General features: G+C 69.0%; 23 protein-coding genes, 1 other RNA gene and 1 riboswitch. Of the genes, 5 read left to right on the forward strand and 19 right to left on the reverse strand.

Annotation, left to right across the window (positions count from 1 at the left end; genetic code table 11):
• Nucleotides 1-12: 12 nt before the first annotated feature.
• Complete coding sequence (locus tag ACOGXI_RS04050) at nt 13-405, reverse strand: RidA family protein (RefSeq protein WP_419937602.1); 393 nt, start codon at nt 403-405, stop codon at nt 13-15.
• 267 nt (nt 406-672) lie between these two features.
• Between ACOGXI_RS04050 and ACOGXI_RS04055 the strand changes: the two genes are divergently transcribed.
• Genes ACOGXI_RS04055 through ACOGXI_RS04065 form a run of 3 tightly spaced genes read left to right on the forward strand, consistent with a single transcriptional unit; the run spans nt 673 to nt 3,322 of the window.
• Nucleotides 673-1,443: an MlaE family ABC transporter permease gene (locus ACOGXI_RS04055; protein ID WP_419937603.1), complete on the forward strand. Its 771-nt coding sequence runs from the start codon at nt 673-675 to the stop codon at nt 1,441-1,443.
• Between the two features lie 19 nt (nt 1,444-1,462).
• Entirely contained in the window at nt 1,463-2,305 is an 843-nt protein-coding gene (locus tag ACOGXI_RS04060; protein WP_419937604.1) for an ABC transporter ATP-binding protein, read from the forward strand.
• A gap of 36 nt (nt 2,306-2,341) precedes the next feature.
• Nucleotides 2,342-3,322 carry an MlaD family protein gene (locus tag ACOGXI_RS04065; RefSeq protein WP_419937605.1) on the forward strand — a complete coding sequence of 327 codons (981 nt, stop codon included), beginning with the start codon at nt 2,342-2,344 and terminating at the stop codon, nt 3,320-3,322.
• Nucleotides 3,323-3,350: 28 nt separating this feature from the next.
• Here ACOGXI_RS04065 and ACOGXI_RS04070 read toward each other — a convergent pair whose 3' ends face one another.
• Both ACOGXI_RS04070 and ssrA read right to left on the reverse strand, forming a co-directional pair.
• Nucleotides 3,351-3,818, reverse strand: a complete 468-nt coding sequence (locus tag ACOGXI_RS04070) for a GreA/GreB family elongation factor (protein WP_419937606.1) — start codon at nt 3,816-3,818, stop codon at nt 3,351-3,353.
• Between the two features lie 99 nt (nt 3,819-3,917).
• Nucleotides 3,918-4,288, reverse strand: a transfer-messenger RNA (tmRNA) gene (ssrA, locus tag ACOGXI_RS04075).
• 192 nt (nt 4,289-4,480) lie between these two features.
• Between ssrA and ACOGXI_RS04080 the strand changes: the two genes are divergently transcribed.
• Nucleotides 4,481-4,933: a PTS sugar transporter subunit IIA gene (locus ACOGXI_RS04080; RefSeq protein ID WP_419937607.1), complete on the forward strand. Its 453-nt coding sequence runs from the start codon at nt 4,481-4,483 to the stop codon at nt 4,931-4,933.
• Nucleotides 4,933-5,289: a hypothetical protein gene (locus ACOGXI_RS04085; protein ID WP_419937608.1), complete on the forward strand. Its 357-nt coding sequence runs from the start codon at nt 4,933-4,935 to the stop codon at nt 5,287-5,289. Before ACOGXI_RS04080 ends, ACOGXI_RS04085 begins: the two co-directional genes overlap by 1 nt.
• 34 nt (nt 5,290-5,323) lie before the next feature.
• Here the strand turns inward: ACOGXI_RS04085 and selB are convergent, their stop codons facing one another.
• The 16 genes from selB to ACOGXI_RS04165 form a co-directional block, all read right to left on the reverse strand.
• Entirely contained in the window at nt 5,324-7,222 is a 1,899-nt protein-coding gene (selB, locus tag ACOGXI_RS04090) for a selenocysteine-specific translation elongation factor (RefSeq protein WP_419937609.1), read from the reverse strand.
• Between the two features lie 66 nt (nt 7,223-7,288).
• The gene (gene recO / locus ACOGXI_RS04095; RefSeq protein ID WP_419937610.1) at nt 7,289-8,020 is read right to left on the reverse strand and encodes a DNA repair protein RecO; all 732 of its coding nucleotides are present in this window, start codon (nt 8,018-8,020) and stop codon (nt 7,289-7,291) included.
• A gap of 24 nt (nt 8,021-8,044) precedes the next feature.
• Nucleotides 8,045-9,184: a hypothetical protein gene (locus ACOGXI_RS04100; protein WP_419937611.1), complete on the reverse strand. Its 1,140-nt coding sequence runs from the start codon at nt 9,182-9,184 to the stop codon at nt 8,045-8,047.
• 171 nt (nt 9,185-9,355) lie between these two features.
• On the reverse strand, nt 9,356-10,219 hold the full coding sequence (locus ACOGXI_RS04105; RefSeq protein WP_419937612.1) for an ABC transporter ATP-binding protein: 864 nt from the start codon (nt 10,217-10,219) through the stop codon (nt 9,356-9,358).
• Nucleotides 10,212-11,201: a FecCD family ABC transporter permease gene (locus ACOGXI_RS04110; RefSeq protein WP_419937613.1), complete on the reverse strand. Its 990-nt coding sequence runs from the start codon at nt 11,199-11,201 to the stop codon at nt 10,212-10,214. The genes ACOGXI_RS04105 and ACOGXI_RS04110 overlap by 8 nt, the downstream gene beginning before the upstream one ends.
• Nucleotides 11,198-12,142 (reverse strand): ABC transporter substrate-binding protein, encoded by a 945-nt coding sequence (locus ACOGXI_RS04115; protein ID WP_419937614.1) that lies wholly within the window; start codon nt 12,140-12,142, stop codon nt 11,198-11,200. The genes ACOGXI_RS04110 and ACOGXI_RS04115 overlap by 4 nt, the downstream gene beginning before the upstream one ends.
• Before the next feature lie 120 nt (nt 12,143-12,262).
• A riboswitch (cobalamin riboswitch) is annotated at nt 12,263-12,350 on the reverse strand.
• Nucleotides 12,351-12,433: 83 nt separating this feature from the next.
• Nucleotides 12,434-12,973, reverse strand: coding sequence for a bifunctional nuclease family protein (locus ACOGXI_RS04120; RefSeq protein WP_419937615.1), 540 nt, complete (start codon nt 12,971-12,973; stop codon nt 12,434-12,436).
• A 33-nt stretch (nt 12,974-13,006) separates the two neighbouring features.
• A complete protein-coding gene (gene metK / locus ACOGXI_RS04125; protein WP_419940154.1) occupies nt 13,007-14,158 on the reverse strand; it encodes a methionine adenosyltransferase in 1,152 nt (383 codons plus the stop codon).
• A 97-nt stretch (nt 14,159-14,255) separates the two neighbouring features.
• Complete coding sequence (gene ptsP, locus ACOGXI_RS04130) at nt 14,256-15,995, reverse strand: phosphoenolpyruvate--protein phosphotransferase (RefSeq protein WP_419937616.1); 1,740 nt, start codon at nt 15,993-15,995, stop codon at nt 14,256-14,258.
• Nucleotides 15,992-16,294, reverse strand: a complete 303-nt coding sequence (locus tag ACOGXI_RS04135; protein ID WP_419937617.1) for an HPr family phosphocarrier protein — start codon at nt 16,292-16,294, stop codon at nt 15,992-15,994. Before ACOGXI_RS04135 ends, ptsP begins: the two co-directional genes overlap by 4 nt.
• Before the next feature lie 85 nt (nt 16,295-16,379).
• Nucleotides 16,380-17,108: a PTS system mannose/fructose/sorbose family transporter subunit IID gene (locus ACOGXI_RS04140; protein ID WP_419937618.1), complete on the reverse strand. Its 729-nt coding sequence runs from the start codon at nt 17,106-17,108 to the stop codon at nt 16,380-16,382.
• On the reverse strand, nt 17,105-17,803 hold the full coding sequence (locus tag ACOGXI_RS04145) for a PTS sugar transporter subunit IIC (RefSeq protein WP_419937619.1): 699 nt from the start codon (nt 17,801-17,803) through the stop codon (nt 17,105-17,107). Before ACOGXI_RS04145 ends, ACOGXI_RS04140 begins: the two co-directional genes overlap by 4 nt.
• Nucleotides 17,800-18,279 carry a PTS sugar transporter subunit IIB gene (locus tag ACOGXI_RS04150; protein WP_419937620.1) on the reverse strand — a complete coding sequence of 160 codons (480 nt, stop codon included), beginning with the start codon at nt 18,277-18,279 and terminating at the stop codon, nt 17,800-17,802. Before ACOGXI_RS04150 ends, ACOGXI_RS04145 begins: the two co-directional genes overlap by 4 nt.
• 9 nt (nt 18,280-18,288) lie before the next feature.
• Nucleotides 18,289-18,687 (reverse strand): PTS sugar transporter subunit IIA, encoded by a 399-nt coding sequence (locus tag ACOGXI_RS04155; RefSeq protein ID WP_419937621.1) that lies wholly within the window; start codon nt 18,685-18,687, stop codon nt 18,289-18,291.
• On the reverse strand, nt 18,680-19,636 hold the full coding sequence (gene hprK, locus ACOGXI_RS04160) for an HPr(Ser) kinase/phosphatase (protein WP_419937622.1): 957 nt from the start codon (nt 19,634-19,636) through the stop codon (nt 18,680-18,682). The genes ACOGXI_RS04155 and hprK overlap by 8 nt, the downstream gene beginning before the upstream one ends.
• Complete coding sequence (locus ACOGXI_RS04165) at nt 19,633-19,980, reverse strand: HPF/RaiA family ribosome-associated protein (RefSeq protein WP_419937623.1); 348 nt, start codon at nt 19,978-19,980, stop codon at nt 19,633-19,635. The genes hprK and ACOGXI_RS04165 overlap by 4 nt, the downstream gene beginning before the upstream one ends.
• Nucleotides 19,981-19,982: the final 2 nt, after the last annotated feature.

Below are 19,982 nucleotides of genomic sequence, written 5' to 3' on the forward strand. Positions count from 1 at the left end.
CGATCCGGGATCTCAGGGGGCCGACCGCGCTCGGCCGATCACTTCGATCTCGACGCGGGCCCCCAGCGGCAGCGCGCCCACGGCGACCGTCGAGCGCGCGGGATACGGGGGCTCGAAGTGGCGGGCGTAGACCTCGTTCACGGCGCCGAAGTCGCCCATGTCGGCAAGAAAGATCGTCGTCTTCACGACATCTCCGAAGGCAAGCCCCGCCTCGTCCAGCACGGCCGCCAGGTTCGTCATCACGCGCTCCGCCTGGGAAACAACGTCGGCGCCCACGAGTTGGCCGGTGGACGGGACCAGGCCCACCTGCCCTGCGGAATAAAACAGCTCACCGGCCCAGTACCCCTGGGAGTAGGGGCCGACGGCGGCGGGTGCATGGTCGGTGTGGACCGGTCCGGTCTGCATGGATGGAGGCTCCTTTCAGGGACGGGCGATCGGCCGCCGCCACCGGCAGGACGCGGCGCATGTGCGGGTCGCCGTTGCCTTGCATCGGATCGGTGGGAGCCGGTAACCTCGCCCGTACGCCTCATCGCTGGAGGCGAATGGTTGCGTTCGAACGCGTTCTGGCGGTCGGGCGAACATACTTCGATCCCCGGGAGAGCGCCAAAGATCGTGCCCGCCGGCTCCGCCCGCCGTTCTGCCGCAAGACTCGCTCGCGATGCCCTGTTCCGGATGGCCTTCGCGGTCGAGGCCTATTGCCGGCTCCTCGTACGCGTGTTGAAGGCCTGTCTGAGTCAGCCCTTCTACCGCGGCGATCTCGTTCAGCAAATGGACACGATCGGCGTCGCCTCGATCTTCATCGTCATGCTGACGGGCCTTTTCACGGGGATGGTGCTCGCCCTCCAGGCCGCCGTGGAAATGGAACGGTTCGGGGCCACGGTCTACATCGGCCGTCTCGTGGGAGCCAGCACGATACGCGAACTCGGCCCCGTTCTCACGGCGCTCATCGTCACCGGCCGCGCGGGCGCCGGCATGGCGGCGGCCCTGGGCGCGATGCGCGTCACGGAGCAGGTCGACGCGCTCCGCACGATGGGCGTGGACCCGATCCGGAAACTCGTCGTGCCGCGTTTTCTCGCCGCCCTCGTGATGCTCCCCGTGGTCACGATCATCGGCGATTTCCTGGCCATCCTGGGCGGGCTTCTCATCGCGGTGCTGACGCTGGACTTCACGGCTCAGCTGTATATCACCTCCGTGTGGGAAACCCTCGCCCAGAGCGGCTTCGTGCTCAAGGTCGTCCCCATCGACCTGATCCAGGGATTGGTCAAGCCCTTCGCGTTCGGCGGGATCATCGCCCTCACGAGCTGCTTCCACGGGCTTCGAGCCGAGGGTGGCACGGAAGGCGTCGGGCGGGCGACGACGCGGGCCGTGGTGACCTCGTCCATCCTCATTCTCGCGGTGGATTACTTCCTCACCCAGATCCTGCTCGCCATGTTCCAATGGTGAGCAGGGATCCGGATCCACCATGAGCGACCGCACGCCCGCCGGCGCACCGCAGCCGGGAAGCGAGGCCTTCGAGGCGGAGTTGCGGGACGAAATCCGCCGCGAACTGGAAACGCACGGGAGCGGGTCGGGGCAACCCGACATCGTCGAACTCCGGGACGTGTGGCTCTCGTTCGGGGACCACGAGGTGCTGCGCGGCGTTTCGCTGGGCGTCGCGCGGGGCGGGACGCTCTGCATCCTCGGGGGGTCGGGAGTCGGGAAGTCGACGATCCTGCGCCTGATGCTCCGGCTCATCCTCCCCGACCGCGGCGAGGTTCTCATCGAGGGACGCGACATCAGTGCGGTTTCGCGTCCGGAGGCGCTGGCCCTGCGGGAACGGATGGGGATGGTGTTCCAGGGGTCGGCGCTCTTCGATTCCCTGAACGTGTTCGACAACGTCGCCTTTCCGCTCTACGAGCATTCGAACCTGGGAGACGAGGAAATCCGGGAGCGCGTCGAGGAGGTGCTGTCCTTCGTGGACCTCGACCCGGCCGTCGTTCTCCGTCTGCTTCCCTCCGCGCTGTCCGGAGGTATGCGCAAGCGCGTGGCCATCGCGCGGGCGATCGTGCACAGGCCGCCGATCCTCCTCTTTGACGAACCGACCAGCGGGCTCGACCCGATCACGACGCGGACGATCGACGAACTGATCCTGAAGCTGCGCCGGGAACTCCACGTCTGCGTCGTCGTAGTGACCCACGATGTGCGGTCCGCATCGAGAATCGCGACCGAGACCGCGCTCCTCAAGGACGGGGAGATTATCTTCAACGGAACGCCGGAGGAGATGCACGCCACGGACGACCGCTATGTTCGGGCCTTCCGCGGCTAACCGCCAACCGGTCCGACAGGAGGGCAGAAGGATACGATGCGACGATCCGAGCCGATCACATGGGACCAGATGCGCGTGGGGTTCGTCCTCATCGTCTCGCTCGTCCTGCTCGCGCTGTGCGCGCTGTTCGTAGGCCGGATCGGAGATGTGTTCGGCGAGCGCTATCAGCTCGTCGCGCTCATGGAATCCGCTTCGGGGCTGCGCCCCGGAGCCCCCGTGCAGGTGGCCGGACGGGGCGTCGGCCAGGTGGAGCGCGTGGAGTTCATCGACCCGGAAGACCGCGGTGACTCCGAAGCGGCCGTCGCGGTCTGGCTGGGAGTCAACGTGAGCGTCCGGGAGCAGATCCGGCGCGGTTCACGAGCCCGCGTCCGGACGCAGGGGCTGCTCGGCGACCGTCTCATCGACATCGAACCGGGATCTCCCGATTCGGCCATCCTCGTTCCGGGAGACACCATCGGAACGGCGCCGGCACTGAGCTACGACGAACTCCTCGGCCAGGCGGCCGACGCCGTCCTCGGTCTCACGCAGCTCTCGAACGATCTTTCCGCCACGCTGGCCCGCGTCTCGAGTGGCGAGGGCTCGCTTGGACGCCTCCTCGTGGACGAGGCGCTCTACGATGGCCTCATCGACCTCAACCGAAACCTCTCGGCCGTGCTGGGGCCGATCGCGGACGGGGAAGGCTCGCTGGCCCGCCTGCTCGAGGATCCGGAATTGTACGACCACCTCGTCTCTCTCACCGCGCGCCTCGACACGGTGACGGGGGGACTGGCGGCCGGCGAAGGAACGCTCGGGCGTCTGCTGGCGTCGGACTCCCTGTATCGTGCGATCGCCTCATCCGCGACCCGGGCCAATTCCATCCTCGACCTCATCGAGGGCGGCGAAGGGGCGGTCGGGCAGCTCCTCAACGACGAGGCCCTGTACGAGGAGTTCCTCAAGATCGTGGTGGACCTGAGCGCGTTCCTCGCCGAGGTGCGGGCCAACCCCGGCAAGTTCATCCCGCCGATTCGGGTCTTTTAGCGTCGCGTCGGCCGCGGAATCTGCGGCGCTAGAGGTCGTGCAGCGTCGCGAAATCGACGACCTCGAACTCGCGCGCCCCGGCGGGGAGCCTCACGCTCACGAGTGCGCCCTTCCTCTTCCCGAGGAGCGCGCGGCCGATGGGCGATTCCATCGAGATGTCGTTGTTCTCGATGTCGACGTCGTCGCCGATCGTGAGGTTGAAGGACTCGATCTCGTCGTCCTCCAGGTCGCGCACCGCGACCTTCGACCCGAACCCGACCCGATCCGTCGGGATGTTCTCGATATCGAGTTCCCCGAGCTGCGACATGCGGCGAGCCAGGTAGTCGAGCCGCGCCCGCACGAACCCCTGCCGCTCCAGGGCGGCGGTATACTCGGAGTTCTCCCGCAAATCGCCCTGGGCGACGGCCTTCTCGATCTCTTTCGGAAGGATGACGTTCAGCTCGTGGAGGAGCGTCTCCGCTTCGTCCCCGATCTTGCGCTGCAGTTCTTCGATCATCCGGAATCTCCTCGACCCGTCGACGGGCCGGCCGCAAAAAAAGCCGAGGCGCTCCCGGAAAGGGAGGCGCCCCGGGCGGAGCACAGCGATCCTGCACTTTAGTGGAGGCGGCGGGAATCGAACCCGCGTCCGCGAGCCCATCCGCCACGGCATCTACGTGCGTAGTTCGCGATCGATTCTCGTCCCGCGAGGGTTCACGAACAACCCCTTACGAAACCAGCCGTGCGCGCGGCTTTCGCCGTGCTCTCGTCACCCGCGGCTCACGGCGCGCCTGGGCGACCAGCCCGATTCATCGACGTCCGTCGGGAGATCCTCGGGCCCGGATCTCTCGGGGACGGGCTACGCAGGTTTACGCAGCCAGAGCCAAACCGTCGTTGGCACCTAAAGGTTTCCCGGTGTTTAACGAGGCCCCGGGCACCTCGGCACGCTTCCGCAGCTTCCAGTTCACGCGTCGAAGCCGTGTCGCCCCCCTGATACTCGCAAAGGCTACAACATACGGTCGTTTATCCTCGCATGCGGCGCAAGTTCGGCGAGCGGCTCCGGAAGTTCTTTGACAGCCGGAAACCGGCACGGGTATACTCGGAGTTTCCCGGGCCCCGCAGAGTCGGTTCCCGTTGATTCGATATGCGCCCCGCGTTCGCGGGGAGGAGATATGGATCCAAGTGCTGCTTCGCGAATTGTTCGTCCCGTCCGCCATCAACCTCGACCTGGCGGCGGAGACGAAGGATGAGGCCCTGAAGGAACTTGTGTCGTGTCTGGGCCTCGACGGAAAGTCCGAAGGAATCCTCTACAAGATGTTGAAGCGGCGGGAGAATCTCGGCTCGACCGGGATCGGCCGCGGCATCGCGATCCCCCACTGCCGTTCGCTCGTCGTGACCCGGCTGCGGGTCGCGTTCGGCCGAAAGCTCTCCGGCCTCGACTTCAAGGCGATCGACGAGAAACCTGTGCGGTACGTCTTTCTCATCGTGGCGCCGCCGCTGGAGGTCTCGAATCAGTATCTTCCGGTTCTGGGCAAGATCGCGCAGTTCGGCAAGGAGGCCGACGTCCCGGAGTCGCTCGCGGAAATCTCAAGCTCCGAGCAGTTCATCGAGTTGCTCGAAGCGAAGGATCTCTAGTGGATCAGCAACTTGAACTGCTCCTCGAGATCCAGGATCTGAGAATGCAGCGCCGAGGTCTCTCGGACGGGACGCTCACGGACCTCGAGACGAAGGTCTTCGATATCAAGATCGAGGATGCGATCCGGTCGCTCGACGAGAAAGTCGGGGAACTGGAGCAGAGGCTGACACGGGGGATCCGGGAACGCTACCGCCGCATCGCCGACAAGGCGTCGAGAGTCGTCGCGCCGGTCATCAACGGCATCTGCTACGGCTGCTTCGTCGCGGTTTCCACTGCCCGCGCCTCCGAGGCGGATCGCAACCTTCGCGTCGAGTCGTGCGAGTACTGCGGCTGCTTCCTCTACCACGTCGGCTGAACTCCGCCTGAGCGCCGTCCGACCGGAACGAAGCTCAGCCGGGCGGGCGGGCGAGGACTCTTCCCTCCGTCGTGCGCCGGGTCACCCCTTCCCGGTCCAGGTATTCGAGGAGCGGGATCAGGTACTTCCGGGAGAGCTCGAACGTCTCCTTGAACCGCGCGGGAGGGGCCGGCGCGCCGTCGGCGAGGAGTTCCCTTACTCGCGCTTCCATGGTCTCGAGGGCCGCGGCGGCGACGTGCAGTTCGGGTGTGACCGCCTTCGTCATGCCGGAGTCCTGCAGCAGGCGCAGAAGGTCATCGAGCACGGCGCGGTCCAGACGCAGCGTCCTCCCCAGTTCCGCGACGAGCGGAGGCTGCAACCCGGCAGCCTCTATCGTCCCGGCGAGTTGCGCGCGCCCCTCTTCCTCCTGAGGAGTGAGGCGGGGCGCGTGGTCCGGAAGCGCGAGCCGCGGCCCGCTCTCGAGAAGGCGGCGATCGGCGAGGAGTTGGCGGACGGCGGTCTCCGCCAGCTCGAGGTCGCAGTGCGGCGCCATGGCGGAGCGTACGGCCTCCTTCGACACGCCGGGGGCGCGGCGGTCCGCGGCGTGGAGGCGGGCCATGCTCTCTTCCACCGCCTCCATGGCCTCCGCCACGGCATCGGCCGCGAACCAGCGGCCGCCGATGCGCACGCATCCGGCTTCCGCCGCGGCCGCTTCGAGCGTGGGGCTGCGCCGTCCAAGGAGGATCGATGATGTCGCGACGGGGAGTCCCCGCAGACCCTCCAGGGCGACCGCCGCGGCGACCGCCTCCGGCGGGGCGCCATCGAGAATCTGCCGCCAGGCTTCCGTCCGCCCCGGCCAATCGGGTGGCGGGTTCAGCTCCGCCACGCGTGTCCCGCCGATCGTCGTCACGGGCGAGTAGAAGCGGAGGATCGCGCGATCACGCGTCCGGGCGAGGAGCGGCGCCTCGAGTGCGAGCACGGCCCAGGCGGTCGCTCCGGGTGCGATGGGTCGGCGATCCGCCGTCTGCAGCCGGGCCATGACTTCGCGGGTCCCGAGGTAGACCCTCAGACGCTGTCCATGGAGCAGAGGCCGATCGCGGCCCCCGAGTGCCCGTACGCGGACGCCGAGTCGTTCGCTCGACGTCCACTCCGACGGGTCGACGAGCACGCTGCCGCGTTCAACGGAGGCGGGCGCGACGCCGACGAGCGCGACGGCGCAGCGGCGGCCGGCGGAGACGCGGGGACGAGGGTCCTCGTGCACCTGGAGCGCGCGCACGCGGGCCGAGTCGCCCCCCGGGAAGACGCTCACGGTGTCCCCGACGCTGACGGACCCGCTCCACACCGTGCCGGTCACCACGGTGCCGGTGCCCCGGATCGAGAAGGACCGGTCGACGGGGAGCCTGAAGCGGTCGTCGACGCGGCGCGCGCGGATTCCGGCCGCCGACTTGCGCAGCGCTTCCCGCAGCGGCTCAATCCCATCGCCCGTCAGGGCGGAGACCGGCACGATCTCCCACGACGTCCGGGCGGGATCCTCGTCCAGCAGTTCACGGGTCGTCTCGCTCGCGAGCTCGAGCCAGTCCTCGTCCACCCGGTCGCTCTTGGTGAGCGCGACGACCCCGCGCCGAATGTCGAGGAGGCGCGCGATCGCAAGGTGCTCGTGAGTCTGCGGCATCGGTCCCTCGTCCGCCGCCACGACGAGGAGGAGAATGTCGATGCCCGTGGCCCCGGCGAGCATGTTCTTGAGAAAGTCCTCGTGCCCCGGGACGTCGACGATGCCCGTCTCCAGGCCGGGATCGAGGTCGAGCCGCGCGAAGCCCAGATCTATCGTGAGCCCCCGCTTCCGCTCCTCCAGCCAGCGGTCCGTCTCGACCCCCGTCAATGCCCGGACGAGGGCGGTCTTGCCGTGGTCCACGTGGCCGGCGGTTCCGATCACGATCCCGCGTCGATCGCTCACGCCTTCGCTCGCAGTGTGTTCACCCAGTGTGTTCCCCAGTGTGCTCACCGGTCGTTCACGGGCCGCTCAGTCCAGCCGGCTCAGGAAGGGCAGAGACTTCAACTGTGCCCCCTCCGCCACATGGTGCCGAATGAACTCGGCCAGCCAGCGGCCCTGGCGGTCGTGGACGCGACTCCGTTCCGCCGGCCCGCCCGACACGAGGATCCGGAGGGCGTCGAGTTCTCCGGGGTCGAGTTCGGGTCCGATCGGGCCGCACGAGCCGCAGCGCAGCCCGCCTGCCTCGAAGTCGAAGCGAGCGCCCGTGGCCCCGATGAGGCTCCGGCAGCCGACGCAACGCTCCATCTCCGGGCGGAAGCCCAGGGCGTTCACCACACCCCAGACGTACTCGAGCCCGCCGGCCGGGGCCCGCTCCCGAACTCGGCCGTGAAGTCCGTCGAGACCCTCCGTCAGCGTGCGGTACAACTCCGCATCGCGGTGTTCCGGGGCGAGGCGCATCACGAGTTCGCAGAGAACGGACGCGACGGTGAAGAGCCTGATCGAACGGTCGAGTCCTCTCCGGTCATGGAGCAGTTCGAAATTGGAGAGCGTATGCAGGTCTCGCCCTTCCCGACTGTAGAAAGTCGCCTCCCCCTCCACGAAGGGTTCCAGCAGGCCGCCGAAGCGACTTCGAGGACGCAACGCCCCGCGGGCGAGCGCGGAACAGGGGCCGAGCTCCCACGTCATCAGGCGCAGGATCTTGCTGGTTTCGCTGTACCGGTACGTTTGGAGGACCACCGCCCGGGTCGTTACGAGTCCCACGCGCCCCCCCGACCCCGGGCGCGGTCAGCTGGGACGAAGCAGGATATCGGTCGTTCCCGCCCCGATCGGCGCCTCGTCGATGAACTCGCCCGTAGCCGAAAGGAGAACGAGACGTCCCTGGCCCGCGGTCACGTAGGTGGCGCAGAGCAACTGCCCGTCCAGAAATGCGGCGGCGACCCGGCAGTTGAGATTCGAGCCGTCGCGGTCGCGCGGCTGGATCGGATTCTCCGGCCCGTTTACCCATGCCCGAACCGCAAAGCTGAACGTCAGCACGTCCGTCTCCGTCGCGTCGACGCCCTTCGTGCGCACGATGTAGACGAGCCCGTCCCGCCCGGCTTCCAGGGAGATCCCGTTCCCGCCGAGGGAGTTCACGTCCTGCACGGCCCGGGCCGTCATGTCGATCTCGACGAGATTCCCGTCCCCCAGCGGAGCCGAGGTCAGCGGATCGACCCCGCCGCCGGCCAACAGGAGCATCTTGTCTTCGAGCACGATGGCCTCGGTGACCCCTACGATGCTTTCCGGGAGCCTCAACTCGTCGAAGTAACTGCCGCTGATGAACTCGTGGAGAACGATGCGAGGAGGGCCGAGCGGCTCTCGTCCGCCGTCCTCGTCGTCGAGGTTGCCGTCGACGGAGACGAGGAACTGTCCCGCCGGGATCACCCTCTCCACGAAGGTGCCCACCCCCTCGACGGCGACCTGCGCCATCGGAGTGCCGGGGAAGGTCACATACACCGCATCCAGCGCCCGGGCGGGGATGAGCGCGCCCACCGTACCGCCGGCATCGAAGATCACGGTGGGTTTACCGGGGTCCGCGATGGCGTTGTTCGGGAAGACGGCCATTGTCTGTTCGGCGGTGGAGAAGGACCCGAAGAGGATCTTGCTCCCCTCCGGAGTGTCCCACGCCGTTACCCACAGATCCTGGATGAAATCCGCCGCCTGGCCCTTGTAGTCCGCCCCCAGTTGAATGTCACGCCCGAAGGGAACGATCTCGCCGTCGATCCGGTTGAACTGCTGCAGGGTCCCGGAGATGGAGTTGAGAACGGCGAATTCCGATTGCTCGGGACCTCCGACGTCGGGGCCATCCGGCCCCGTCCCGTTCGAATCACCGCACCCGGCGAGAACGACCGCCAGTGCCCAGACCTGTATCCAGCTACGTCTCCGCATGATTCGCTCCTCTGGTGCCCAACCTGTTCGGTTCGCGGCCCATCGCCGCACGGGCGGCGGCCGCGTGCCGCCGGTTGGGTGCTGCCCGGCAAGGTCCGCTCCCGGCTCATGTACGGCAAGCGGATGCCGCACCCCTTGTCCGGGGCCGGCGGGCTTCCGCCAGAACAACGTTTAAAGAGCCCGTATCGGCGACGACGCGCCGCGCCGCGCTCCCCGCGAGCGCGCCCGCACCGGGAGCACGGAGTGCCCGAGATCCCCCAGCGCTTCGACTCGGACGTCGCAGCCATAGGTTGAGGCCAGAGCCGGCGATCCGAGCACCTCGCCCGGTGGGCCGGCTGCCACCGCCTCTCCTGCCGCGAGCAGGATCATTCGATCGGCGTAGCGGCTCGCGAGCTGCATGTCGTGCGTAATGCAGATGACGGTGAGGGCGCGGTCGCGCACGCGCTGCCGCAGCGCATCGAAGATCCACAGTGCGTGCCTGAAGTCGAGGTGGGCGGAGGGTTCATCCAGGATCAGGATTCCGGGCTCCTGTACGATGGCACGGGCGAGCTTGGCGCGCTGGCGCTCGCCCCCCGACAGCTCGGCGAGCGGTCGGTCCGCGAGGTGCTCGAGGCCGGCCCAGGCCAGGGCGTTCCCGATCACTTCCCGATCCCGGGGGGCGAGGGGCGCCCACGGACTCACGTACGGGTTTCGGCCCAGTTCGACGTACCCGTGGAGGCTTACTCGAAGGGCTTCGGGGGGAGCGTCCTGCGATACGACGGCCGTGCGCCGGGCGAGCGCCGGGCGGTCCCAGGAGACGAGCGGCCGGCCGTCGAGGCGCACCGACCCCCCGGATGGATCGAGAATGCCTCCCAGCAGGCGCACGAGGGTGCTCTTCCCCGCTCCGTTGGGCCCAATGACCGCCGTGAAGGCGGCCGCCCCGAATTCGAGGGACAGACCCTTGAGCGCCGGAGCGGAGGCCGACGGATAGCGGTACGTGACGTCCTCGAGCCGGTAGGCCGCCGCGTCCCCCCGGTCACCGGCGGACTCAGGCATGGCTCCTCCTCAGCAGTACGAGGAAGAGCGGCACGCCGAGCAGGGCCGTCACCACGCCCACCGGGAGTTCGAGAGGCCGGAGCACGACCCGCGCCACCGTATCGGCGAGCACGAGGGCGGCGGCGCCGCCAAGGGCGCCGAGCGGCAGGAGGCGCCGGTGGTCGCTGCCCCAGATCATGCGTGCGCCGTGCGGGATGACGAGACCCACGAAACCGATGACGCCCGCGGTACTCACCGCCACGGCGGCGAGGAGTGAAGCGATGAAGTACGCGCTGCGCCTGACCACTTCGACCCGCGCCCCGAGGTAGGCCGCCGCTTCCTCTCCCAGAGCGAGCGCATTCAGGTGGCGGGAAAGCGCAAAGGCCACGGCCCCGCCCGCCGCAGCCGCGAGCCCGAGGGCGAGCGTGGACTCCCACCCGGCCCGTTCGAGACTCCCCATGGTCCACAGGACCGCGGCCCGGGTGGCGTCCGGTTCGGCGAGCGAGAGAAGGAGCATCACGCCGGCCCCGAAGAAGGCCGCCACGACGACTCCCGCCAGGATCAGGACATGCGTGTCGAGACGACCCACGGCGAGCGCGACGCGAAACACGATGGCGATGGCGGCCAGACCTCCGGCGAGGGCGAAGCCGACGGTGCCGAGGGTTCCCAGCACCCCTCCGAACGCGGTGAGCGCGAGCACGGCGCCGAGCGCCGCCCCCGAGGAAACGCCGAGGAGATAGGGTTCGGCAAGCGGGTTTCGGAGCAGGGCCTGGAACAGGGTTCCGGAGATGGTGAGCGCGATGCCCGTCAGCGCGGCCGCCGTGACGCGGGGGAGGCGAAGGGAAAGGACGATGGCGCGCGCGGACGGATCCGTTTCCTGGCCCGTGAGCGCCCGCCACACCTCCGCGGGGGCGACATTCGCCGCGCCCAGCAGGAGGCCGGCGGCCGCCGAGACGACGAGAAGCAACACCAGCAGGAGCGCTCCACGGCCGGTCCGGGTCACGAGGAGCAGGGGGCCACGGCCGGTTCCGGGGCGGCGGCCGGCAGTTCTCCGTGCAGCGCCTCCGCGATCGAACGCGCCGCCTCCGGCACCCGCGGGCCGAGGCGGCTCACGACATCGCGATCCAGCGTGGAGATCCGACCGGCCGCCACTGCGGGGATCCGTTCCCACCCGTGGCGCGTCCCGAGGTCCGGAGGCCGGTGCAGCGCTGCCCGAGCCACCGAGACGAGGATCCGCTCCGGATCGCGGTCGATGATGGCCTCGATACTCACCCGCGGCGCCGCTGGCGCGAGATCGCCGAACACGTTGACCCCGCCGGCGATCGTGAGCAGCGAGTTGATGAAACTGCCACGGCCGATTGTCATCGGCGGCTCGGCCCAGGCGTCATAATAGACCCGGACGCGCGGGCGGCCCTCCGTCGCCCGGGAGACGGCGGCGAGTCCACGAACAATCCGGTCGGCGAGCGCGGTCCCTCCGTCCGGACAGCCGACAAGCTCGCCGAGGCGGAGGATATTGCGGCGCAGATCCTCCAGCGTGTCGTGTCGAAGCGCCAGTGTCGCAACGCCGAGACGCCGCAGCCTATCTCGGCTTTCCCGGTTCGTTTCCCCATCGTAGAGGACCACGAGATCGGGTTCCCGGGCGAGCACGGCCTCCAAAGACGGGCGGATGCCGTCACCGACGTCGGGAATTCGACGAGCCGGCGGCGGATGGATCCCCCAACGTGTGCGGCCCACGAGCCGGTCGCCGGCTCCGAGATCGAAGAGGATCTCCGTCACCGCCGGAATGAGAGAGACGATCCGTCGCGGCTCGGATCGCACCGCCACGTCCCGGCCCGGAGCATCGCCGCGGTCCGCGGAGCCGCTATCGGGCGCGCCGCAGGCCGTGGCGAGCGCCACGGCGAGGACGGCGAGCGATGGAGCCCTGTTGTCCGGCTTGTCCGACATCTATCCCCCGCTTCCGGTCCGAACGGGGGAGCGCGCCGTAACCCGGCGCGACGGAGGGCCCCGCTCTTCCCGCGAAGAGCATGCGTTGGCAGCGACGGGCTGCCGGGGGCATGGAGGAACACGTCTCCTGGCTCGAGGCCCTTCCCGTCCGCCCGGCCGGGCCTCTTACAGTGGCGGGGCCGCGCCGGATTCTCACCGACTTCCGTTTGCCCCTCCATGTCCGCGCGTCGCCGCCAAGATGGGCGCCGCCTTCCGCGACGCGCAAGAAACCGCTGGCCGCTCCCCGGCCCTTCAGGGCTCGAAGCGGCCGAAGTCCTCGGGATCCAGTCCCTTGAGGTAGTCGCTCAGCGGCTCGTCCGGGGCCCGGGACGGCCCGGCCTCGGGAGGCAGCGATTCTCCCTCCTCCACCCCTGTCTCCTCGATCTCGAACGCGCTCGCTTCAAGGAGGCTCTCCGCCGCATGGATCGGGACCCCGGCGCGGAGAGCCAGCGCGATGCTGTCGCTGGGACGGGCATCGATGGAGATGAATTCGTCCTCTCGCCGAAACACGAGTGACGCGTAGTAGGTGTTATCGACGACCTTCGTGATCAGTACGCGGACGAAGGCGCTGTCCAATCCGCGCACCACGGCGTTGAAGAGGTCGTGTGTGAGGGGACGCGTGAACTGGATTCCCGCGAGTTCCATCGCGATCGCCGAGGCCTCGCCGGGTCCGATCCAGATCGGGAGGAAGCGATCGCCGTCCTTCTCCCTGAGAATGACGACGGGAGCGCCCGTCGTCTTGTCGAGCCCGAGGCTGGCCACGGCAACCTCCCGCATCCCGGACTCCGTCATCCCGGCTCCTTCCGTAACCTTCCGGGGCGCCGCCTATCCGGCGAGGGCATCGACCCGATCGGTCCGCTCCCATGTGAAACCATCGCCGTCGGGCTCGCGGCCGAAGTGTCCGTAGGCGGCCGTCCGGCGGTAGATCGGTTTGCGGAGTCCGAGCCGCTCGATGATCGCCCGCGGCCGAAGATCGAAGACCTCCGTCACGCGGCGGGCGAGTGCCTCGTCCGGCCGGCGCCCGGTGCCGAAGGTGTCGACCCTCACGCTGACCGGCTCGTCGACCCCGATGGCGTAGGCGAGCTGGACCTCGGCCCGCCGCGCAAGTTCCGCCGCGACGAGGTTCTTGGCGATCCAGCGCGCCGCGTAGGCCGCGGAGCGGTCGACCTTCGACGGATCCTTCCCCGAAAACGCGCCGCCGCCGTGCCGGCCCACGCCGCCGTAGGTATCCACGATGATCTTCCGCCCCGTGAGGCCCGCATCGCCCTGCGGTCCGCCGATCTCGAAACGGCCCGTGGGGTTGATGTGGCACTGCGCCCGGTCTTCGTCGTAGAGCTCGCCCGGCAGCACGGGCCCGATGACCTCCTCCCTGATCGCCGCCTCGATTTCATCCGGCGCGACGTCCCCGTCGTGCTGGGCCGCAACGACCACCGTCGTGATCCGGGCCGGTTCCCCGTCCCGGTATTCGACCGACACCTGCGCCTTCCCATCCGGCCGCAGCCAGGCGATGCCGCCGGACCGCCGCACGTCCGCCAGACGCTTCACCAGCGCGTGCGCCAGCATGATGGGGCGGGGCATCAGCTCCGGGGTCTCATCGGTCGCGTATCCGAACATCATCCCCTGATCGCCGGCGCCGCCGACATCCACGCCCCGGGCGATGTTCGCCGACTGCTCGTCGATCGCGGTGAGGACGCTGCACGTGTCCCACCGGATGCCGTGTTCCGCGCGCGTATAGCCGATGTCGCGCAGCACTTCCCGGGCGATGGCCGCGATGTCGATCCGGGCGGAGGTGGTGATCTCGCCGGTCACGAGGACGAGGCCCGTCGTCACGAGCGTCTCGCAGGCGACCCGGCCCCGGTCGTCGTCCGCGAGGATGCGGTCGAGCACGGCGTCCGAGATCTGGTCCGCGATCTTGTCGGGGTGTCCCTCGGTCACGGATTCCGAGGAAAACGGTTGTATCCCCTTCACGAGGCTGATTCTCCCGGCTGGAGGTTCGCGGCGGAGCGCCGCAGGAGGCGTAGCGGCCAAGATAGTGGCCGCCCGACGGGGCGGAGGCAACGTCCCCGCGGCGGGATCAGGAGACGTACAGCGGCGACGGCTCCACCGGAATCGCGTCCTCCAGCCGCGCGACGAGTTCCCGCGGCATCCCGGACGGGGAGTCCGCGCGGCTCCAGAGTTCCGACAACTCCGCCACGGAGAGCAGCCCCACCAGCTCTCTCACCTCGGGGATCGACGCGGGCGCGAGACTGAAATCCCGATAGCCGAGGGCGAGCAGGAGGGCGAGCCCCACCGGTTCCGCGGCGAGATCGCCGCAAACGCCGATGTCGAGGTCGAGGGCGCTGGCCGTGTTGAAGATCCGCTCGTAGCTGCGGAGCAGCGCCGGATGCATGGGGTTCGAGAGATGCTGAAGCCTGGCGTTGCCACGGTCCACGGCCAGGGAGTATTGCGTCAGGTCGTTCGTGCCGAGGCTGATGAAATCCAGGTGCCGTCCCACGAGATCGAGCGTGTCCGCAAGCGCGGGCGTCTCCACCATCACGCCGAAGGAGACGGGTTCGGTCTGACCCAACTCGCGACCGACCTCGGCCACGATCTCCTTCGTGCGCACGATCTCGGTTTCACAGATGACGAACGGAACCAGGATCCGCATGCGGGCCTGCGGTCCCCCGGCCCGGATCGCGGCGCGCAACTGGTTGCGGAAGAGTTGCGGCCGGTCGAGGCAGACGCGGATGGCGCGCCAACCCAGATAGGGGTTTTCCTCCGGAGGAAGATCGAGAAAAAGCGGAAACTTGTCGCCGCCGATATCGAACGTTCGGAGCGTCACCGGCTGGTTCGGGAACCCGTCCACGACCTCGCGGTAGGCTTCGAACTGCTCATCCTCGCTCGGGATCACTCTCCGTCCGATGACGAGGAATTCGGACCTGAAGAGTCCGACCCCCTCGGCGCCCACGCGGCGGGCCGCCGGAACATCGTGCGGCTGGTCGATGTTGGCGCGAAGATGGACGCGGACTCCGTCGGCGGTCAGCAAGGGCGCGGGTTCGCGCCCCGGATCGGCGGCGGGACGCCCGGAAAGGCGGCGGACCATCCGCAGGTGTGCCGCCTCCTCGGCCTCCGTGGGTTCGATCAGGATGCGACCGTTGCCTCCGTCGAGCAGAACCGTCGTTCCGTCTTCGATCTTCGCGAGGTCGGCGCCGAGTCCGACGACCGCCGGAATACCCAGAGAGCGGGCGACGAGCGTGCTGTGCGAGGTCCGGGACCCGGATCCGCTCGCCACTCCGAGGACGAGTGCCGGGTCGAGGCGCACCGCGAAGCTGGGCGTGAGGTCGTCGACGGCGATCAGCCCGGGCTCTTTCGGGAGGGCGAGCGGATCCTCGTCGCGCCCGGTGAGCCGCGCGAGCACGCGAGACCGAATGTCCCGCAGGTCGGCCAGCCGGTCGACGACCATGAAGTGCCCCGCGTCGATGATCGCCGTCCGGATTTCGGTCAGCCGCCAGTCGAAAGCCCGCTCCGCGGAGAGGAAATTCTCACGGATATAGCGGATGGTGCCCGCGACGAGGTCGGGGTCCGAGAGGATGAGAATCTGCGGGTCGAAGATGTTCGCTTCCACTTCGCCCAGCGAGCGGGCGGCCCGTTCGCGCGTGTCCCGGACACGGTCCGCGGCCCAGGCCCGCGCCTCCTCGAAACGCGCGACCTCGCGCTCCACGGCGTCGGACGGAATCGTCCGGTGCTCCGGCCGCCACTCGTGACGCTCGAGTCGCCGAGCCACGCCGAGCGCGCGCCCCGGGGCGGCCCCGATCCCATGGATGACCTCGCTCACGCAAGCCCGTCCGTGTTCAGGTCCGGAGCGAGTTCCTCGCTGAACCCGGACAGGACGAGTTCGGTGAGGGAATCCACGGCGCTCTCCGCGTCGGACCCCAGGGCCCGGATACGGATGGAGGCGCCGGCCTCGGCCGCGAGCATCATCACGCCCATGATGCTCTTCCCGTTCACTTCCATCTCGTCCTTCTCCACCCACACTTCGGCCCGGAAACGGCTCGCCAGCTTAACGAACTCGGCGGCCGGCCGGGCATGCAGCCCCAGCCGGTTCCGAATACGTACCGCTGCTTCGTATTGCATCGTCACAGAAACTCTCCGCTCCGGCTGAGCGAACGATCGGGGTCGGGCCGTGCGTCGCCGCAGGCTGCACCGCCTGTCGGGACGCTCACAGGAGCCACACCGCGCATGCGGCAATCAGGCTCGCCATGGCGACCGCCGAGATGTGTCGGGGGACAAGATAACCCATCAGCGCCACAATGACTGCACCGCCGTCCGTCCAGGGAACGTGGTCGGTTCCCGGAAGCCGGCCGATGAGCAACGCGGCGAGAACCCCGATGAGCACCTGGTTTGCCGCCACGAGCGCCCTCTCGATCCGGCGCAGGGGCGCGCGCTTCAGCGCGGAAGCCACGGACCGGCCCGATCTCCAGCCACAGCGCAGTCCCCAGACGCGGAGGGTGAGATGGCCCGCGTTGTACAGGAGGAGGAAAGCGCCGGCGGCGAACAGGGGGTCGAGTCCAAGCACGAACCCGATGGCGGCGGCGCACGCGCAGAAGGGCCGCCACCCGGCCCACGCGACCCCGTCGCCCAGCGCCCCCAGAGGCGCGCGGAGCGCGGAACGGAAGCGCGACAGGGTGTCGGCGTCGACTCCATCCGATTCGAGGCGAGCGAGGGCCCCGATCGCCACGGGAGCCAGATACGGATGCGCGTTGAACGCTCGCGAGTGGCGCTGGACGGCCCGCCGGAAGGCGGCGGGATCGTCCGCGTGAATGCGGGACAGCAACGGCGCGAGCGCATGCGCCATCCCGGGTCCCGTCATCGTACGGTCGTTCCACGAGCCCTGGATGGAGAAACTGCGCAGGATGGCGCGCACGAAATCCCTCCTGCGCGGCCTCATGCGATGAACCGGGCGATAAGAGTTCCCAGGAGACATCCCGCTGCAAGCGCGGGCCAGCCGCGGCTCCGCGCGCCCAGCCCGCGCGCCGCGACGCCCGCGACTCCCGCGAGTCCGAACCCCGCGACCAGGGGCCACCACGCGGCGCCCGCCGCCCCGGAGGGCTGCGTCGACAGCAAACGAACGACCAGCACGGACGGCACGAACAGCGCGGCGACGAGGAGTCCGGCGCGCAAGCCGTCCAGGGCGATCGCCAGCCTGTGGCGTCGCGCGAGGGCGGCCGCTCCCCCGCCGAAGCCCTCGGGCCGCGAAACAAGGCCCGGTGTCACGCGCCGGAGGAGCGTCACCGAGTACGCACCCGTCCACCCGATCGCCCAGCCGACCGCGACCGCGGCGACCATGCCGGCCGGTGCGCCACCCCCGGCGACTGCGTAGGCGGCCCCCGCCGTGAACGAGGCGGGTCCGGTCTCCGGGTGCCGCGCGCCGCCGAAGGGGGGATGCCGCGACAGGACGAGTTCCAGCCAGACTCCGACGAGGCAACCCGCGGCGGGAGCCCCGAACAGCATCCCTCCCAGCGTGCCTGCGACGATGGGCCGGGACCACATGGCCTGAGGCCAGGACACTTCGTCGAGCCCGATGACCGCGCCGCACAGGCAGGCCAGCGCCCAGCCGCCGGCCGACAGCTCGACGGCGGTCATCGGAGCTTCCGCGCGTCGAGACGAACCTCGGGCGCGGTGGGGAGGTTCCGTGCGCTCACGGATGCATGCTCGCCGATCCGCCGCAGATCCTCGGTCTCCTCCGGAGAGAGGTGGACATAGTCGAGGATCTTCTTTCGCCCCTTCGCGGCATACACGCCTCCGACGTTCACGGTCCGCCCATCGAGGCACCCACGTTCCGCCAGCGCTCGCATCGTCCCCGTATCCCGCGTCAGGAGCGCCCCGCGCGCCGCGCGCCGGCTCAGTTCCCCGAAACGCCGGGCCGCCTCGTCCACCCCCAGAAACTCGGCGCTCTCCTCGTCGGCGAGCGCGCTGGCCCAGAGTTCCTGCTCCCATTCGCTGGCAGCGAGCGCTTCATCGACGACGATATAGAAGTCGAGGGCCAGAGGACGTCCCCACCCCACGAGTACCTGGCCGTGGATCAGACGCTCATCGATCCGCAGGAGCTCGAGCGGCACGAGTCCGGCTCAGTCGGTCCCGCCCGGCGGGGGCGGGTGCGCGCGCTGCCCGGCCCGTCCCTGCCGGAGAAGACGGGGGACGAGTTGCTCGACGGGCATTTCACGATGGAAGACGAAGTCGAGCAGCATCGGGAGGTTGACGCCCGTCACCCACGCACAGCCTCGGCTCTCCCGCACATGCTGAAGGCCGGCCAGGCCGCAACTGCCGCCCGCCAGATCCACGAAGAGGATGGCGCCCGTGCCGCCGGCGGCCTCTCCGATGATCTCGGCGAGTTCGTCGGGCCCCAGGCCTTCGTTGCTCACGGCACGCAGAGCGCCCCTGACGCCGCTGATGGTCTCGACGGCGGACACGAGCGCATGTGCCAGTTCCGCGTGGGCCACGACGACGCCGCGAAGCCGGTTATTCATCATCGGACTCGAGGTAGTCGCGCACCGGGCGCATGCGTTCGATGAGGTCGCGCTCGAAAGCCGCCGCCGGATCTTCGCCCGAATAGCGCAGGAGATGGTTCATGGCCACGACTTCGGCGATGACGGTGATGTTCTTTCCCGGGTTCAGGGGGATGCGAACCTTCGGCAGCGTTACGCCGAGGATCTCGCGCTCCTCCGCCTCGAGACCCGTTCGATCGTAGTCGTCGCGCTCTCCCCAGACCTCGAGTTCCACGACGACTTCGATCCGCTTCTGCTGGCGCACGGCCCGGATCCCGAACATGGCGCGCACATCGATGATGCCCACGCCTCGGATCTCCATGTGGTGGCGCTGGTTTTCGTGCGCGCGCCCGAGCAGGATGTCGCTCTGGCGGCGGTGTACGAGGATGAGATCGTCGGCGACGAGGCGGTGGCCCCGCTCCACGAGATCGAGCACGCACTCGCTCTTGCCGATCCCGGACGGACCGGTGAAGAGGAGACCGATCCCGTACACGTCCGCAAGCGATCCGTGGAGAGACGTCCGCGGCGCGAACTCTTCCTCGAGATAGGGCTGCAGCCGCCGGTAGAAATCGCCCGTCTTCAGAGGCGTTTCGAGCACCGCCACACCGGCCGCCTCCGCAGCGGACGCGAGTTCTTCCGGCGACGCCTGGTTCTTGGTGATGATCGCGCACGGCACGCCGGACTCGAACACGAACGTGAGGGCGGCGGCGCGCTCGGAGGCGCCGAGGCTCTCGAGATAGGCGATCTCCGTTTCGCCGAAGATGAGCACCCGCTGCGAGACGAAACGCTCCCTGTAGCCGGCCAGCGCGAGTCCCGGCGACGAGACTTCGGGCACTTCGATCGCGCGCTCCAGCCCGGCCTCGCCGGCGACCACCCTGAGCGAAAACGCTTCCCGCTTGCGCCGGAGCAGCGACGCGACCGTGAGGGTCACCCGGATTTTCCGTCCGCTTCGAACGGATTGCCGAACAGTTCGTCCATCGGCGGCGCGGAGTGCTCGTTGTACCGGTCGTGGTTACGGCGGAGCTGGTTGCCCAGTTTGTCCGCGAGCCGGTCGAGGGCCGTGCGGGGGTCGGGACCCGCCGCCTCCCCGTGCACGGGACGGGCGCGGTCGACGCTGATCACGGCCGCCGCGCGCACCTGCGTCTTCTCTCCGGTGAATACGACCTCGGCCTTCGACGCGCGCGGCTCGAAGCGAGCCAGGTTCGTGAAGCGCGTCTCGATGATCTCGCGAATGTCGGAGACATCGGTGTTGCGCGCGGTGACGATGGTTCTCATCG

The sequence above is a fragment of the Candidatus Palauibacter sp. genome (assembly GCF_965208055.1).
Classification (GTDB): Bacteria; Gemmatimonadota; Gemmatimonadetes; order Palauibacterales; family Palauibacteraceae; genus Palauibacter.

Excerpts from the sequence above, each read along its gene's own strand:
- ACOGXI_RS04140 (WP_419937618.1), bottom strand. The coding sequence starts at position 17,108 with ATGAGGCCGCGCAGGAGGGATTTCGTGCGCGCCATCCTGCGCAGTTTC.
- ACOGXI_RS04115 (WP_419937614.1), bottom strand. The coding sequence starts at position 12,142 with ATGTCGGACAAGCCGGACAACAGGGCTCCATCGCTCGCCGTCCTCGCC.
- ACOGXI_RS04145 (WP_419937619.1), bottom strand. The coding sequence starts at position 17,803 with ATGACCGCCGTCGAGCTGTCGGCCGGCGGCTGGGCGCTGGCCTGCCTG.
- ACOGXI_RS04050 (WP_419937602.1), bottom strand. The coding sequence starts at position 405 with ATGCAGACCGGACCGGTCCACACCGACCATGCACCCGCCGCCGTCGGC.
- ACOGXI_RS04120 (WP_419937615.1), bottom strand. The coding sequence starts at position 12,973 with ATGACGGAGTCCGGGATGCGGGAGGTTGCCGTGGCCAGCCTCGGGCTC.
- ACOGXI_RS04065 (WP_419937605.1), top strand. The coding sequence starts at position 2,342 with ATGCGACGATCCGAGCCGATCACATGGGACCAGATGCGCGTGGGGTTC.
- ACOGXI_RS04055 (WP_419937603.1), top strand. The coding sequence starts at position 673 with ATGGCCTTCGCGGTCGAGGCCTATTGCCGGCTCCTCGTACGCGTGTTG.
- ACOGXI_RS04100 (WP_419937611.1), bottom strand. The coding sequence starts at position 9,184 with ATGCGGAGACGTAGCTGGATACAGGTCTGGGCACTGGCGGTCGTTCTC.
- ACOGXI_RS04060 (WP_419937604.1), top strand. The coding sequence starts at position 1,463 with ATGAGCGACCGCACGCCCGCCGGCGCACCGCAGCCGGGAAGCGAGGCC.
- ACOGXI_RS04135 (WP_419937617.1), bottom strand. The coding sequence starts at position 16,294 with ATGCAATACGAAGCAGCGGTACGTATTCGGAACCGGCTGGGGCTGCAT.
- ACOGXI_RS04155 (WP_419937621.1), bottom strand. The coding sequence starts at position 18,687 with ATGAATAACCGGCTTCGCGGCGTCGTCGTGGCCCACGCGGAACTGGCA.
- ACOGXI_RS04105 (WP_419937612.1), bottom strand. The coding sequence starts at position 10,219 with ATGCCTGAGTCCGCCGGTGACCGGGGGGACGCGGCGGCCTACCGGCTC.
- ACOGXI_RS04165 (WP_419937623.1), bottom strand. The coding sequence starts at position 19,980 with ATGAGAACCATCGTCACCGCGCGCAACACCGATGTCTCCGACATTCGC.
- ACOGXI_RS04070 (WP_419937606.1), bottom strand. The coding sequence starts at position 3,818 with ATGATCGAAGAACTGCAGCGCAAGATCGGGGACGAAGCGGAGACGCTC.